Origin of the sequence: Kribbella alba (genome assembly GCF_039529635.1) — a bacterium.
Lineage (GTDB): Bacteria > Actinomycetota > Actinomycetes > Propionibacteriales > Kribbellaceae > Kribbella > Kribbella alba.
Genome location: NZ_BAAANE010000001.1, coordinates 55,729 through 68,623, shown reverse-complemented (window position 1 = coordinate 68,623; position 12,895 = coordinate 55,729). Strand labels below are relative to the sequence as shown.

12 protein-coding genes are annotated in these 12,895 nt (G+C 68.5%); 6 read left to right on the top strand and 6 right to left on the bottom strand.

Translation table 11 applies throughout. The features are described 5' to 3' along the window. Nucleotides 1-192: 192 nt before the first annotated feature. The 5 genes from ftsH to ABD210_RS00335 are packed head-to-tail and all read left to right on the top strand — an operon-like array spanning nucleotide 193 to nucleotide 5,541. A complete protein-coding gene (gene ftsH / locus ABD210_RS00355) occupies nucleotides 193-2,043 on the top strand; it encodes an ATP-dependent zinc metalloprotease FtsH (RefSeq protein WP_344107276.1) in 1,851 nt (616 codons plus the stop codon). Beyond that, nucleotides 2,040-3,566: an MFS transporter gene (locus ABD210_RS00350; protein ID WP_344107274.1), complete on the top strand. Its 1,527-nt coding sequence runs from the start codon at nucleotides 2,040-2,042 to the stop codon at nucleotides 3,564-3,566. The genes ftsH and ABD210_RS00350 overlap by 4 nt, the downstream gene beginning before the upstream one ends. Before the next feature lie 2 nt (nucleotides 3,567-3,568). Next, a complete protein-coding gene (locus tag ABD210_RS00345) occupies nucleotides 3,569-4,444 on the top strand; it encodes an NAD(P)-dependent oxidoreductase (protein ID WP_344107272.1) in 876 nt (291 codons plus the stop codon). Continuing rightward, entirely contained in the window at nucleotides 4,441-5,004 is a 564-nt protein-coding gene (locus tag ABD210_RS00340) for a copper chaperone PCu(A)C domain-containing protein (protein ID WP_344107269.1), read from the top strand. The genes ABD210_RS00345 and ABD210_RS00340 overlap by 4 nt, the downstream gene beginning before the upstream one ends. Before the next feature lie 54 nt (nucleotides 5,005-5,058). Next, complete coding sequence (locus ABD210_RS00335) at nucleotides 5,059-5,541, top strand: GNAT family N-acetyltransferase (protein ID WP_344107266.1); 483 nt, start codon at nucleotides 5,059-5,061, stop codon at nucleotides 5,539-5,541. Between the two features lie 29 nt (nucleotides 5,542-5,570). Here the strand turns inward: ABD210_RS00335 and ABD210_RS00330 are convergent, their stop codons facing one another. Further along, complete coding sequence (locus ABD210_RS00330) at nucleotides 5,571-6,290, bottom strand: phosphotransferase family protein (protein WP_344107263.1); 720 nt, start codon at nucleotides 6,288-6,290, stop codon at nucleotides 5,571-5,573. A 91-nt stretch (nucleotides 6,291-6,381) separates the two neighbouring features. On the opposite strand from ABD210_RS00330, the gene ABD210_RS00325 reads away from it, so the two are divergent. After that, on the top strand, nucleotides 6,382-6,861 hold the full coding sequence (locus ABD210_RS00325; protein WP_344107261.1) for a hypothetical protein: 480 nt from the start codon (nucleotides 6,382-6,384) through the stop codon (nucleotides 6,859-6,861). Nucleotides 6,862-7,139: 278 nt separating this feature from the next. On the opposite strand, the gene ABD210_RS00320 is transcribed toward ABD210_RS00325, so the two are convergent. From ABD210_RS00320 to ABD210_RS00300, 5 genes are all read right to left on the bottom strand, one after another. Then, nucleotides 7,140-8,588: a diguanylate cyclase domain-containing protein gene (locus ABD210_RS00320; RefSeq protein ID WP_344107259.1), complete on the bottom strand. Its 1,449-nt coding sequence runs from the start codon at nucleotides 8,586-8,588 to the stop codon at nucleotides 7,140-7,142. 229 nt (nucleotides 8,589-8,817) lie between these two features. Beyond that, entirely contained in the window at nucleotides 8,818-9,576 is a 759-nt protein-coding gene (locus ABD210_RS00315; protein ID WP_344107257.1) for a sugar phosphate isomerase/epimerase family protein, read from the bottom strand. Between the two features lie 99 nt (nucleotides 9,577-9,675). After that, complete coding sequence (locus ABD210_RS00310) at nucleotides 9,676-10,491, bottom strand: sugar phosphate isomerase/epimerase family protein (protein WP_344107255.1); 816 nt, start codon at nucleotides 10,489-10,491, stop codon at nucleotides 9,676-9,678. Next, nucleotides 10,488-11,687, bottom strand: coding sequence for a dihydrodipicolinate synthase family protein (locus ABD210_RS00305; protein WP_344107253.1), 1,200 nt, complete (start codon nucleotides 11,685-11,687; stop codon nucleotides 10,488-10,490). The genes ABD210_RS00310 and ABD210_RS00305 overlap by 4 nt, the downstream gene beginning before the upstream one ends. After that, the gene (locus tag ABD210_RS00300; protein WP_344107251.1) at nucleotides 11,684-12,850 is read right to left on the bottom strand and encodes a Gfo/Idh/MocA family protein; all 1,167 of its coding nucleotides are present in this window, start codon (nucleotides 12,848-12,850) and stop codon (nucleotides 11,684-11,686) included. Before ABD210_RS00300 ends, ABD210_RS00305 begins: the two co-directional genes overlap by 4 nt. Between the last annotated feature and the right edge of the window lie 45 nt (nucleotides 12,851-12,895).

Below are 12,895 nucleotides of genomic sequence, written 5' to 3'. Positions count from 1 at the left end.
GCTGCCCGTGAGGAGATGCGGCCGCCGCGACGGCACTGTGGAAGAGGACCGGCAGATCGGGGCGTCAACACCCGAGCTGACCTCGTCCAGGAAGGAAGACCGATGATCAACCTGCGTCCAGGACGCTGGAGCGCTATCCATCGAACCGGGCCGGCGCGCTCGGGGCCACCGCCTGACCGGCCAACGGCACCGGTGCCGCCGAGTCCGCCCAAGTGGCGCAACTGGCTCTTGCTGGCGGGCCTGCTGGTCACCCTTGCGCTGTTCGTGCTGCCGACCCCCGGCCAGAGCGCCACCAAACTCGACTACACCCAGCTCGAGAAGGACGTCACCGCCGGGCAGGTCTCGTCGGTCAGCCTCGGCCCGGACGGCAACATCACCGGCAAGCTCAGCAACGGGACCAGCTTCACCTCCAGCTATCCGATCGGCGTACAGGACCCGACCTTCATCCCACTCCTGAACAGCCACAACGTGCAGATCTCCACCCAGGCCGCCCAGACCTCGATCGCCTCGGTGTTGCTGAATCTCCTCCCGCTGGCTCTCATCGTCGGACTGTTCCTCTGGACCGGGCGTGCGGCTCGCCGGCAACTGTCGGGGCTCGGCGCGATCGGTCGTTCTCGCGGCAAGGTGTTCGACGCCGAGCGGCCGAAGACCACCTTTGCCGATGTCGCCGGCTACGAGGGCGCCAAGCGTGAGGTGACCGAGGTGGTCGACTTCCTCAAGAACCCGGACCGGTACCAGCGGGCCGGCGCGGTCGGCCCCAAGGGCGTCCTGATGATCGGCCCACCGGGAACCGGCAAGACGCTGCTGGCCAGGGCGGTCGCCGGCGAGGCCGGGGTGCCGTTCATCTCGGTGACCGGCTCCAGCTTCGTCGAGATGTTCGTCGGCGTCGGTGCGGCCCGGGTCCGGGACCTGTTCGCGGATGCCCGCAAGCGCGCGCCGTCGATCGTCTTCATCGACGAGATCGACGCGATCGGGCAGCGCCGCGGCGGGCAGCTGATGTCCAACGACGAGCGCGACCAGACCCTCAACCAGATGCTGGCCGAGATGGACGGATTCGACCCGTCCACGGGCGTCGTGGTGATAGCCGCCACCAACCGCCCCGAAGTACTGGATCCGGCCCTGCTGCGGCCGGGCCGTTTCGACCGGCAGGTGGTGATCCCGCTGCCCGCCCAGCGGGAACGCCGGGAGATCCTCACGGTGCACACCAAGGGCAAGGCGCTGAGCCCGGACGTCGACCTCGATGTGGTGGCCCGCGCGACGCCCGGCTTCTCCGGGGCCGACCTGGCCAACCTCGTCAACGAGGCCGCGATCTTCGCGGTCCGGGCAGACCGCGCAGTGATCGAGGCGTTCGACTTCAACGAAGCGCGGGACCGGATCCTGCTCGGTCACCGCGACAGCTCCAACGCGTTGCTGCCGGACGAGAAGCACTCGGTCGCGGTCCACGAGAGCGGGCACGCGCTGGTGGCTGCTTTGTCGAAGCACGGCGATCCAGTGGCGAAGGTGACGATCCTGCCGGCCGGGCAGGCGCTCGGGGTCACCGAGCAACTCCCGGTCGACGAGCGCCACCTGCACTCCGAGGGCTATCTGAAGGACTCGCTGGCTATCCGGATGGGTGGGCGCGCCGCCGAGCTCATCGTGCTGGGGGAGACCTCGACCGGGGCAAGCAGCGACCTGGCCGGCGCCACCGAGCTGGCCACCAGGATGGTGCGTGACTACGGGATGAGCGCGACGCTCGGCCCGGTCGGGTTCGGATCGTCCACTCCCATGTACCTGAGCGGCGGCGAGGTCTCCAACCGCCCGTACGCCGAGGCGACGCAGCGGGTGATCGACCAGGAAGTGGCCAAGTTGTTGCGGGCGGCGGAGAAGCAGGCGATCACCACCCTGACAGACCACCGCGACTCGCTCGACCGGCTCACCGACCTGCTGCTGGAACGAGAAACCGTCGACGGGGCGGATGTCGACCGCGTCCTCGGCCGTATCCCGGGCACCATGTCGGTGCTCGGAGCAACCGTCCACCCGGCTCGGAAGGGCCAGGGCCTATGAGCCGCGACCACTCCGCCGCCGATTCGGCGCAGGCCGCCGCTCCGCTCGCTCAACCCGAGGGGGCAGCCTATCCACGCCGGTGGCGGGCGCTCGGCGTCAGCCAGCTCGCCGCGTTCATGGCGCTGCTCGACGTCAGCATCGTCAACGTCGCCCTGCCGTCCATCGAGCGCGGGCTGCAGGTGACGGCGGGGACCGCGCAGTGGGTGGTGTCCGGCTACGCGTTGACGTTCGGGCTGGCCCTCGTGCCGGCCGGACGGCTCGGCGACGCGTTGGGACGACGCCGCATGTTCATGATCGCGTTGTCGGCCTTCGTGGTCACCAGCGCGATCACCGGTGCGGCGCCAACTGCCGGTCTGCTGATAGCCGCACGGCTGCTGCAAGGTGTGGCGGGCGGCATGCTCATCCCGCAGAACTCCGGGTTGATCCAGGACCTGTTCCGCGGCGATGAGCGTGGCCGAGCCTTCGGCATCATGGGTGCCACGGTCGGGCTGGCCACCGCGACCGGTCCGGTGGCCGGCGGACTGATCCTCGGCGCGATCAGCGGACCGGATGCCTGGCGCTATGTGTTCTACGTCAACGTGCCGATCGGGCTGGTCGCGTTGGTGCTCGCAGCCCGGCTGGTCCCGGCCGGTGTTGGTGGCAAGATCCGCGAAACTCATCTGGACCTGGTCGGATCGTTGTTGCTCGGCGGTGGAGTGCTCAGTCTGCTGCTTCCGCTGGTGGATGCCGAGACCAGCGGCTTCGGCAAGGACTGGTGGTTGTTCGCGACGGCTGTAGCGCTGCTGGTCGCCTTCGCGTGGTGGGAGACCCGCACCGTGCTCCGCGGGCGGCAGCCGCTGCTCGACCCTCGGCTGGTGCGCACCCCCGGGTATGCCACCGGATCGCTGATCGGGCTGGTGTATTTCGTCGGCTTCACCGGCATCTGGCTGGTCCTCGCGCTCTACTTCCAGGACGGGCTGGGCTACTCGCCGCTGCGCTCCGGGCTGGCGGTGACGCCGTTCGCGCTGGGGGTCGCTGCCTCCGCGGCGGTAGCCGGCCGCTTCGTCACCAGGCTCGGGCGCAAGCTGACTTGCTGGGGTCTGTCTCTGACCGCCGCGGGGCTGATCACCACCGCGCTGCTGCTCCGCGATGTCGTCGCCGGGAACGGGACGGAGTGGGTGATCGCCGGGCCGCTGCTGATCGGCGGAATCGGCGCCGGCATGGTCACCACCCCGAACATCACGCTGAGCCTGCAGTCCGTCCCCGTACGGATGGCCGGCGCGGCAGGCGGCGCGCTCCAGACGGCTCAACGTGTCGGCGGCGCGATCGGCACCGCAGTACTGGCCACGATCTATTACCAAGCGCTGATCGGCACGGCCCACGACTACTCCGCCGCGGTGTCCGAGGCGCTGCTGTGGGCCTCCGGACTGATGCTCCTGGCCCTGGCCATCGCCGTTGCGGATCTGCTGCGACACCGGCCTCATCTCAACCCGACAGCGGTACGGCCTTCCGGCACGAACCGAACAGCTACGAGAGGAACCTGACCATGGCAAAGCTCGCCTTCCTCGGCCTGGGACAGATGGGTACGCCGATGGCGACCCGGCTGCTCCGCGCCGGTCATGACCTCAGCGTCTGGAACCGGACCAGCGCCAAACTCGGGCCGCTGGTCGACCTGGGCGCCTCGGCCGCAGACACACCCGTCGAGGCAATCGCCGGGGCTGAGGTCGTGATCACGATGCTCGCGACGCCGGCCGCACTGGAGGAGGTGCTGTTCGACGGCGGTGTCGTCGCCGCCCTCACCCCCGGACAGTTGCTCATCGACATGTCGACCGTCGGTCCGGATGAGGTCCGCTCCATCGCCCAGCGCCTGCCGAGCGGCGTCAACGTGGTCGATGCCCCGGTACGGGGCAGCGTCCCCGAGGCGACCGCGGGCACGCTCGCCATCTACGTGGGCGCGACCGACACGGAGTTCGAGCAGGTCGAGCCAATTCTGGCTCCGCTCGGTACTCCCCATCACGTGGGTGGTCCTGGAGCCGGCGCGGCCATGAAGGTGGTCATCAACCTGACGCTCGGCGTGGCTATGACGGCGGTCGGCGAGGCACTCGCGCTCGGCGACGCGCTGGGGCTCGAGCGGTCGACACTGCTCGACATCCTGACCGAGTCACCGATCGGCGGCACCGTGAGGATCAAGCGACCGAACGTCGAGTCCGGCAACTATCCCGCCAACTTCAAGCTGCGGCATGCGCTGAAGGACCTGCGGCTGGTCACCTCCGTTGGAGCTGACCGGGACCTGAGGCTCGCCGCCGCGACTCGCAGCTGGCTCGAGCAGGCAGCAGCCGACGGCGCCGCGGACCTGGACTTCTCCGCGGTGGTCGCGACGATTCTGGCCGCGGCGGACCGGCAGGAGGGACCGAACCCATGAGAATTCCGAGCCGGCGAATGCTCCGCTGGGTGCCCGTCCTGGCTTCTGTCGGGATGCTGACCGCATGCTCGACCGCAGATCCCTTCCAGGACCTCCCAGCCGGCGGGGTCGACGCCACCAGCGGCGCGTTGGTCATCGACGACATCTGGATCGAGGGGCCCCAGGGACTCAACGCGGGAGCCGATGCCCCGGTGCGGTTGGTGATCGTGAACGAGTCGCCGACGACAGGCGACACCTTGGTCGGTGTCTCGAGCCCCGCCGTCCAACGCACCGTCATGTTGAGAGGCGGGCACGCCGTCACCCAGATCGTCCTCGGTCCCAACAGTCAGACCGATCTGGAGTGGAGTACCGGAATCGAGCTGCAGGGGCTTCGGGCAAGCCTCATCCCCGGGCAGCAGATTCCGATCACTCTTACCTTCGCCAATGCCGCTCCCGTCACAGTGCAGGCCGCCGCGGGACCCCTCGCCGCGCCGCCCTCACCGCCGGTTTCGCCGTCCACGCCGGTTCCGTCGGCGACCCCGGCCACGCCGGTTCCGTCCCAGCCGACCCCGGCGACGTGACTGGAGACGTGACCAGGGGTGCCTGGTGGATCCGGGAGAGTGCAGGATTGCCGCATGGAGATTGACGAGCGGATCAGGCGCGCCCGGCCGGACGACGTACCGGCGATCGTGGACCTCGTCTACGGACTGGCCGAGTATGAGCGTGCGCCGGACGAGTGCCGGCTGACCGCGGACCAACTGCAGAAGGCCTTGTTCGGTGAGGCTCCGGCGGTCTTCTGCCATGTCGCGGAACTGAACGGCGAGGTTGTCGGCTGCGCGTTGTGGTTCCTCAACTTCTCCACCTGGCGAGGCGTGCACGGCATCTACCTGGAGGACCTCTTCGTACGCCCGGAGCACCGCGGCTCCGGCCTCGGTAAGGCCCTCCTCGTCGCCCTCGCCCAGGAATGCGTCCGGAACGACTACGAACGCCTCGAGTGGTCCGTCCTCGACTGGAACACCCCCGCCATCGACTTCTACGAATCCCTCGGCGCTCACCCCCAAGACGAATGGACCACCTACCGCTTGACCGACACCGCCCTCACCAAGCTCGGCTCATGACCCCGACGGCCGCCGACTACCTCGGTGGGTCAGCCGAGCTCGAGCGCTGACCGCAGTACTGCGGCGTGGGTGGTCACCCAGTCGCGGGTGGTGCGGATGGCGGAGGGAATGCCGAGATCGCGGAGGTTGACCATCGCCGGGTCGCCGGTGGCTGCGGCGGATTCGATGCCGTCTGCCGTGCGATCCTGCCACCAGAGGATGGTGTCGACCAGGTTCGTGGTGTCGGCCGGGCCGTAGCCCTCGAGGAGGGCGCTCCACTGGTTGAGGACCCGGTCCACCTGACCGAGTTCGGCGTACTGCCAGCAGCTGAACGCCAGGTCGTGGATCCTAGGCCCTGGTGCGGCGATGTCCCAGTCGATGAAGGCGATCGCGCGGCCGCCGTCCTCGGAGTACACGGTGTTCTTCGGGGACAGGTCGTTGTGGCAGGCAACTTCCTGGTCACCCGCCGGCGGAGTCCCCGCGGTGAGGTCGTGGAACTCCCGCACCAGCCGGCCAACAGACCGCAACGTCGCGGGCGAGAAGATCTCGGCCTTGCGCGGTTCACTCCAGGCGACGTACCCGTTGATGAAGCTGAGGATCTCCCGCCCCGCTTCGTCCAGCCCGAGGAATCTCGGCGCGCCCGGCCAGTCCCGCAGTACCTCCAACAGTTGGTGCACGTACGAGGCGCGCTCGCCCGGTTCCCGTCGTACGGTGTCACCGACCCGGACGACCACGTTCACAAATCCGCCCTGAAGTTGCTCCTCATGCATCCGCCAAGCCTGTCAAACAACTGGTCCAGCGTGTGCCAACTCACTGGCCGCCTCAGGACGTCCTCAGGGCGCGTCGGCGATGATGAGCCCTGTGGACCTCAAGCCCCTGCTGATCAGCCGTGTGGCGGGCGTCCTGGGCTGGCTGGGTCCCGGCGCCTTGGCAGTGGGCTACCTGGTGGGCCGGGCCGATCGACCCCCTGTCGTCTTTGTGGCCGTCGGTGCCTGCGTGGCAATCAGCCTGTACCTCGCGGTCCGGGCCTACCGGATGGGCGCGCACTACGGACCTGAAGGCATCGAGGTGCGAGGTTTCGTCCTCAGCCGCCGGATCCCGAAGGCGCGGATCACCGAGGTCACGAGCTTCCCTGCGGTTCGCTGGCAAAGCGATGACGGCAAGGCTCGGTGGAGCCCCATCTTCGCCTTCTTCGACGCCGGCGAGGGGGCGTCGTTCCTGAAGCGCCACAACAAGTGGGCGATCGAACGCCTGCAGGACTGGGACGGCCGGCGCCGTGGCACCGCCCGTCGGAACCCCTCGAAGCGCCGGCGCCGCCCGGTCAGGAGTGATCGTGGATGAGGAGGCGCCGCCGGGTACGCGGACGCCGGTGATCAGCATGCCGCGGGCGACGGGCGCCTAGTACGGCAGCCGTAGTTCGTGATGATGCCTTTCGGCAGGGGGCTGCGGAGGGCTGGGTGGTGTCGCTTTGACCAAGAGTGGGGACCTGGGACAGGTAGTCGGGGCCTTGAACACGTTATTTCGTGTCCGCGGTCCCTGTTTGGTGTTCAAGGTCGCCGCTTCGGGAGCGCTGGCAGTCCGGGCCTGTCTCCGCAACATCACAAACTCCGGCTGTAGCCCTAGGAGCGCTGGCGTTTGCGGCGTTTGGCCTCGTACATGGCGTTGTCGGCGGTGCGGAGGAGTTCGTCCAGGTCGGCGGCGTAGGGGCTGACGATCGCGGTGCCGATGCTGGCGGTGACGGGGACGTCGATGCCTTCAAGGGGGCTGCTGATGGACTCGTCGATGCGGCGCATCAGGACGTCGAGGGCGTCGCCGTCGATGTCTTCCGCAAGGATCGCGAACTCGTCCCCGCCCAGTCTTGCCACAGTGTCGCCGTGCCGGACCTCGGTGAGCAGGCGGTCGGCGATCTCGCGAAGCGCCCTGTCGCCGGCTTCGTGGCCGTACTTGTCGTTGACCTGCTTGAAGTGGTTCAGGTCGCAGAACAGCAGTACGCCGCGGCGCCCGGTCTGCCGGGACCTCTGCAGCGCGGCGTTGAAGCGATGCTGGAGCAGTCGCCGGTTCGGCAGCCCGGTCAGCGGGTCGTGCGCGGCGTGGTGCTGCAGTTCGCGCTCCGCGTCCTTGCGGGCCGTCACGTCGTCGATCTGGATCAGGAGGATCCGCGGCTGATTCTTGCCTTGGTCAACGATCGCGGCAGTACCGCCGAGCCAGATGTCGTTGCCGTCGGTCCGTCGGAAGATCCGCTCGAACCGGTACGGCCCGGTGCCGGTGGTGAGGTGCTCGATCTCCCGCTCGGTCTGGCCGGAGTTCTCGTCTTTCAGGTAGTCGACGAAGGTGGTCCCGATCAGCTGGCTGTGGGTGTAGCCGGTGATCTGGCAGAACGCGTCGTTGACCCGTAGTACCCGGCCGGCCTCCGGACCGTCGAAGGCGATCGTCGCCATCCCGTTGCCGGCGCCCTCGAACACCAGCCGGAAGGTGGTCTCGCTGGCTTCCAGCCGCGCCTTCTCGGCCAGCAGTTGGTCCGTCAGGCGCGCCCTGTCGATCGCGAGACCGGCCTGGGTCGCGAAGATCTCCAGCAGTTCCCGGTGGACCGGCCCGGGGCGCCGCTGGTCTTCGGGCAGGTCGACCGACAACATGCCGACGAGTTCACCTTCGGGCGAGTACAGCGGCGCGAACAGGGCGTCCAGCGGGTGCCAGGCGTTGGGGTCCGTGGAGACCGGGACGTCGGGGACCCAACCGATGATCTCACCCTCGGGCAGCCGCTCGTGCGGGACGAACCGCAGGCCGCCCCACTTGTCCGCGATCTCGAACTCGGCATCGAAGATGTCGGCGGCGCTGACGGTGCCGAGCAGCGCCTCCTTCGCCTCCGGCGAGCCCGCCACCGCGATCACCTCGAACTTGCCGTCGGCCTGGCGGAGGTTCAGTACGGCGATGCCGAAGCCGAGGCCGTCCACTACGCCGTCGACCACGGCCTGCAGGGTTTCGGCCAGGCTCCGCCCGGCGCCCATCCGGGCGCTCACCTCGTAGAGACGGCGTACTGCCGTCATCCGCACAGTGGGCTCGTTCTGCACGTCTGTTCTCTCCGGCGTCACGGCGTCGGCGGCCTCGCGGGAACCCCGCCGTGGTGAGGGCCCCTGTCCAGAGTGACAGATCGGGCCAGTCGGACAACGCTTCCCGACACGCCGGACCCGACTTTTGACGCCGGGCGGGAGCCGGACACCTGCTGTCAGTGACGAGAATGGGCCCAACTCACTGACAGCAACTGCATACGACCCGATCTGCACTCTGTACGGGGTTCGCTCAGTAGCGCATTTCCGCCAGGGAACGGTAGCTCGTCCGGGCCGAGGCCCACGGATCGGTCGGGGCGTCATGCTCGACCAGCCACTGCTCGACGCCGCCCTGATCGGCCCGGGCGAACATCGCCGGGAAGTCGAGCCGCCCCACACCGACATCCTCGAACGACCCGTCCGCGGCCATGTCCTTGACGTGCAACGCCGGGAACCGGCCTGGGTGGTCCTGGAAGTAGTCGATAGGGTCCTTGCCGCCGTTCACCACCCAGTAGAGGTCCAGTTCGAAGCCGAGCAGGTCAGGCTCGACCTCCTCGAGCAGGATGTCGAACAGCACCTGACCGTCGACCTCGTCGAAGTCGTGTCCGTGGTTGTGGAACAGCAACTTCAGCCCGGCCTCGCGCGCCGCCTTCCCCGCCACGTTGAAGGCGGCCGCAGCCTCCCGGAACCCGTCGGGTGTCCGCAACTCGATCGGCAACGAAGGTACGACGACCCACTCGCCGCCGAGCGTCCGGACGTCCGCGAGTGCGCCCTGCCAGTCGTCGGTCAGGCGGCTGTAGCCGACGTGTTCGAGCACGATCCGCAGTCCGGCGTCGTCGGCGAAGGACCGGATCTCCTCGGCGGTGTGGCCGAACCGGCCGCTCACCCCGACGGTCCGGTAGCCGATCTCGCCCAGCCGCCGCAGAGTGCCGGGGTAGTCCTCGGCCAGGGACTCACGCATCGTGTACAGGTGCATCCCGATGCCGTCGGTGGGTATGGTCCGGTCGCTCATGCGGAGTACTCTCCTTGGAGTGAAGGGAATGTTTGCTTCAGGCAACTTTCCGACTGCGTGCCTGGCTGCGGAGAAGAGCGCACTGGTGGCGGGCTCGTCTCAGTCCACGTGTTCGCGGTAGCGGGCCAGGGCGAGATCGAAGACTTCCTGACCCGGCCTGTCCCACAAGTCCTGGTTGAAGATCTCGACCTCGACGGGTCCCGTGTAGCCGGCCGCATCACAGGCTTCGCGCATCCTGCGCAGTTCGATCGAGCCGTCGCCCATCATGCCACGGCCGAGCAGCGTGTCCGCCGGCAGCGGAACGACCCAGTCACTCACCTGGTAGGAGCAGATCCGGTCGCCGGCCCGCTCGATCTGCCGGTACAGATCCGCGTCCCACCACAGGTGATAGGCGTCCACGATGACACCGACCTGGTTGGCCGGGAACTGCTCGGCCAGGTCGAGCGCGCCGCCCAGCGACGAGACCACGCAACGGTCCGAGCAGAACATCGGGTGCAACGCCTCGACGGCCAGCCGCACCCCTCGCTCCTCCGCGCACGGCGCCAGCTCGGCCAGGCCGTCGCGAACCATCGCCCGCGCACCATCGAGATCCCGCGAGCCGGGCGGTAGGCCGCCACTGACCAACACCAGTACGTCGGTCCCGAGCGCGGCGGCCTCGTCGATCGCGTGGCGGTTGTCCTCGATCTTGGCGCGGCGCTCCGCCGGGTCGGTGGAGGTGAAGAATCCGCTTCTGCACAAGGAGGAAATCCGCAGGCCGGCATCGGCGACCAGCTTCGCCGACTTTTCCACGCCGTACTCCTGGATGGGCTCTCGCCAGAGGCCGACCCAGGACAGCCCAGCCTCGGCGCTGGCCGCGACGACGTCCTCGAGCGGCCAGTACTTCGTGGTCGCCTGGTTGAGGCTGTAGCGGTTCACGCGTCGACTCCGCCCACGACGAGCAGTTGGCGGAATCTCGTGACAGCGAGCTCGGGATCGGTCAGTACGCCGGCCGCATCGGCGAGCCGGAACGTCTCCGCCAGGTGCGGGAGGGACCGCCCGGTCTGCAGGCCGCCGACCATGCCGAAGCCGGGCTGGTGCCCGTTCAGCCAAGCCAGGAAGGCGATCCCGGTCTTGTAGTAGTACGTCGGCGCCGAGAAGATCTGCCGCGCCAGCGGAACGGTCGGCGCGAACACCTCCTCGTACTTCGTCAGGTCCCCGTCGTCGAGGGCCTCCAGTGCGGCGGCAGCGGCCGGGGCGATCGCCGCGAAGATCCCGAGCAGCGCGTCGCTGTGACGGGTCTCGTCGCCGCGGATCAATTCCGGGTAGTTGAAGTCGTCACCGGTATAGAGGCGGACGCCTTCCGGAAGACGGTTGCGCAGGGCAACTTCACGGGATGCCTCCAGCAGAGACACCTTGATGCCGTCGACCCGCCCGGCGTTCTCGTTGATCAGGTCGACGACGACGTCCGTCGCGGTGTCGAGCGAGTCGCTGCCCCAATAGCCTTCGAGCGCCGGATCGAACATCGACCCCAGCCAGTGCAGGATCACGGGCCGCGAAGACTGGCCGAGCAGCCGGTCGTACACCTTGCGGTAGTCATCCGGCGCAGCCGCGGCCGCGCACAAAGCCCGACTGGCCATCAAGATGGGCTGAGCGCCAACCTCCTCGGCCAGCGCGAGCTGCTCTTCATACGCCGCGATCACCGCATCCAGCCCCTGCACACCGGTCGGAAGCTGATCGGTGCCGACGCCCACCGCGATCCGCTTCCCCGCCGCACCAACAGTTCTCGGATGGGTCGGCGCCTCGGCGACTGACCGGCGGATCAGTTCCTGGGTGGCGGTCCAGTCGAGGCCCATCCCGCGCTGCGCGGTGTCCATCGCCTCTGCGACGGACAACCCGAGCGACCAGAGGTGGCGCCGGAACTCCAGCGTGTGCTCCCAGTCGATCACCGCCGGCCGGCCCGGCGAGTTGTCGCCGAGCGGATCCGCGACGACATGCGCAGCCGCAAAGGCCAATCGGCTGCGCGCCGGTTCGTAGGTGCCCTGGGCAACCGGTTCGCCGATCAGCCGGTAGTCCTCCACCCTGCCGTCACCCGTCGGCAGCCGCAGCCCCAAACCCCCACCGCCCCTACTCATGCCACTTCGCCTTCGAGGTCCAGCTTCGGCACCTCCAGCTTGCGGCCCTCGCGCCACGACTGGAGTCCGAGCTCGGCGAGCTGGACGCCCTTGGCGCCCTCGACGAAGTCCCAGGTGAAGGGCGCGTCGTCGATCACGTGCCGCAGGAACATCTCCCACTGCACCTTGAACCCGTTGTCGAACACCTCGTTGTCCGGCACATCCGCCCACTGCTCGCGGAACGGCTCGGTCGCCGGCAGGTCGGGGTTCCAGACCGGCTTCGGGGTAGCGGCGCGGTGCTGCACCCGGCAGGTGCGGAGGCCCGCGACCGCACTGCCCTCCGTGCCGTCGACCTGGAACTCGACGAGCTCGTCGCGGAACACCCGGGTCGTCCACGAGGAGTTGAGCTGGGCGATGATCCCGCCCTCCAGCTCGAAGATGCCGTAGGCCGCGTCCTCGGCGGTCGCGTCGTACGCCTTGCCCTGCTCGTCGTACCGGGTCGGGATGTGGGTGGCGCCCTGGCAGTACACGGTCTTGACCGGGGCGAAGATCTGGTCGAGGACATAACGCCAGTGGCAGAACATGTCGACGACGATGCCGCCGCCCTCTTCCTGCTTGTAGTTCCAGGCCGGGCGCTGCGCCTCCTGCCAGTCGCCTTCGAAGACCCAGTAGCCGAACTCGCCGCGGATCGAGAGGATCCGCCCGAAGAAGCCGCCATCGACGAGTCGCTTCAGCTTGCGCAGACCCGGCAGCGAGAGCTTGTCCTGCACGACACCGTTCTTCAGCCCTGAGTCCCTGACCAGGCGCGCCAGGTCGACGGCGGCGTCGAGACCCTCGGCGATCGGCTTCTCGCAGTAGATCGCCTTGCCGGCCTCGACCGCGGCGCGGACGCCCTTCTCACGGAGCTGGGTGAGCTGCGAGTCGAAGTAGATCTCCACGTCCGGCTCGGCCAGCGCCTCGGACAGGTCCGTGGTCCAGCGGCTCAGACCGTAGGTGTCCGCGATGTTCTTCAGCTTGAGCTCGTTGCGGCCGACCAGGATCGGCTCCGGGATGATCATCGTCCCGTCCGCGGCCGGGATCCCGCCCTGCTCACGGATCGCCACGATGGACCGCTCCAGGTGCTGGCGCAGGCCCATCCGGCCGGTGACGCCGTTCATCACGATGCCGACGTGTCGATCGTTCACTGTGCAACCTCTCTTCGGCGCTTCAGCTGCGCTGGTCTACCGGGG

Bases quoted from the DNA above. Each gene is read 5' to 3' on its own strand.
- ABD210_RS00305 (WP_344107253.1), bottom strand. From the start codon at position 11,687: ATGAGTAGGGGCGGTGGGGGTTTGGGGCTGCGGCTGCCGACGGGTGAC.
- ABD210_RS00335 (WP_344107266.1), top strand. From the start codon at position 5,059: ATGGAGATTGACGAGCGGATCAGGCGCGCCCGGCCGGACGACGTACCG.
- ABD210_RS00340 (WP_344107269.1), top strand. From the start codon at position 4,441: ATGAGAATTCCGAGCCGGCGAATGCTCCGCTGGGTGCCCGTCCTGGCT.
- ABD210_RS00330 (WP_344107263.1), bottom strand. From the start codon at position 6,290: ATGCATGAGGAGCAACTTCAGGGCGGATTTGTGAACGTGGTCGTCCGG.
- ABD210_RS00345 (WP_344107272.1), top strand. From the start codon at position 3,569: ATGGCAAAGCTCGCCTTCCTCGGCCTGGGACAGATGGGTACGCCGATG.
- ABD210_RS00315 (WP_344107257.1), bottom strand. From the start codon at position 9,576: ATGAGCGACCGGACCATACCCACCGACGGCATCGGGATGCACCTGTAC.
- ABD210_RS00350 (WP_344107274.1), top strand. From the start codon at position 2,040: ATGAGCCGCGACCACTCCGCCGCCGATTCGGCGCAGGCCGCCGCTCCG.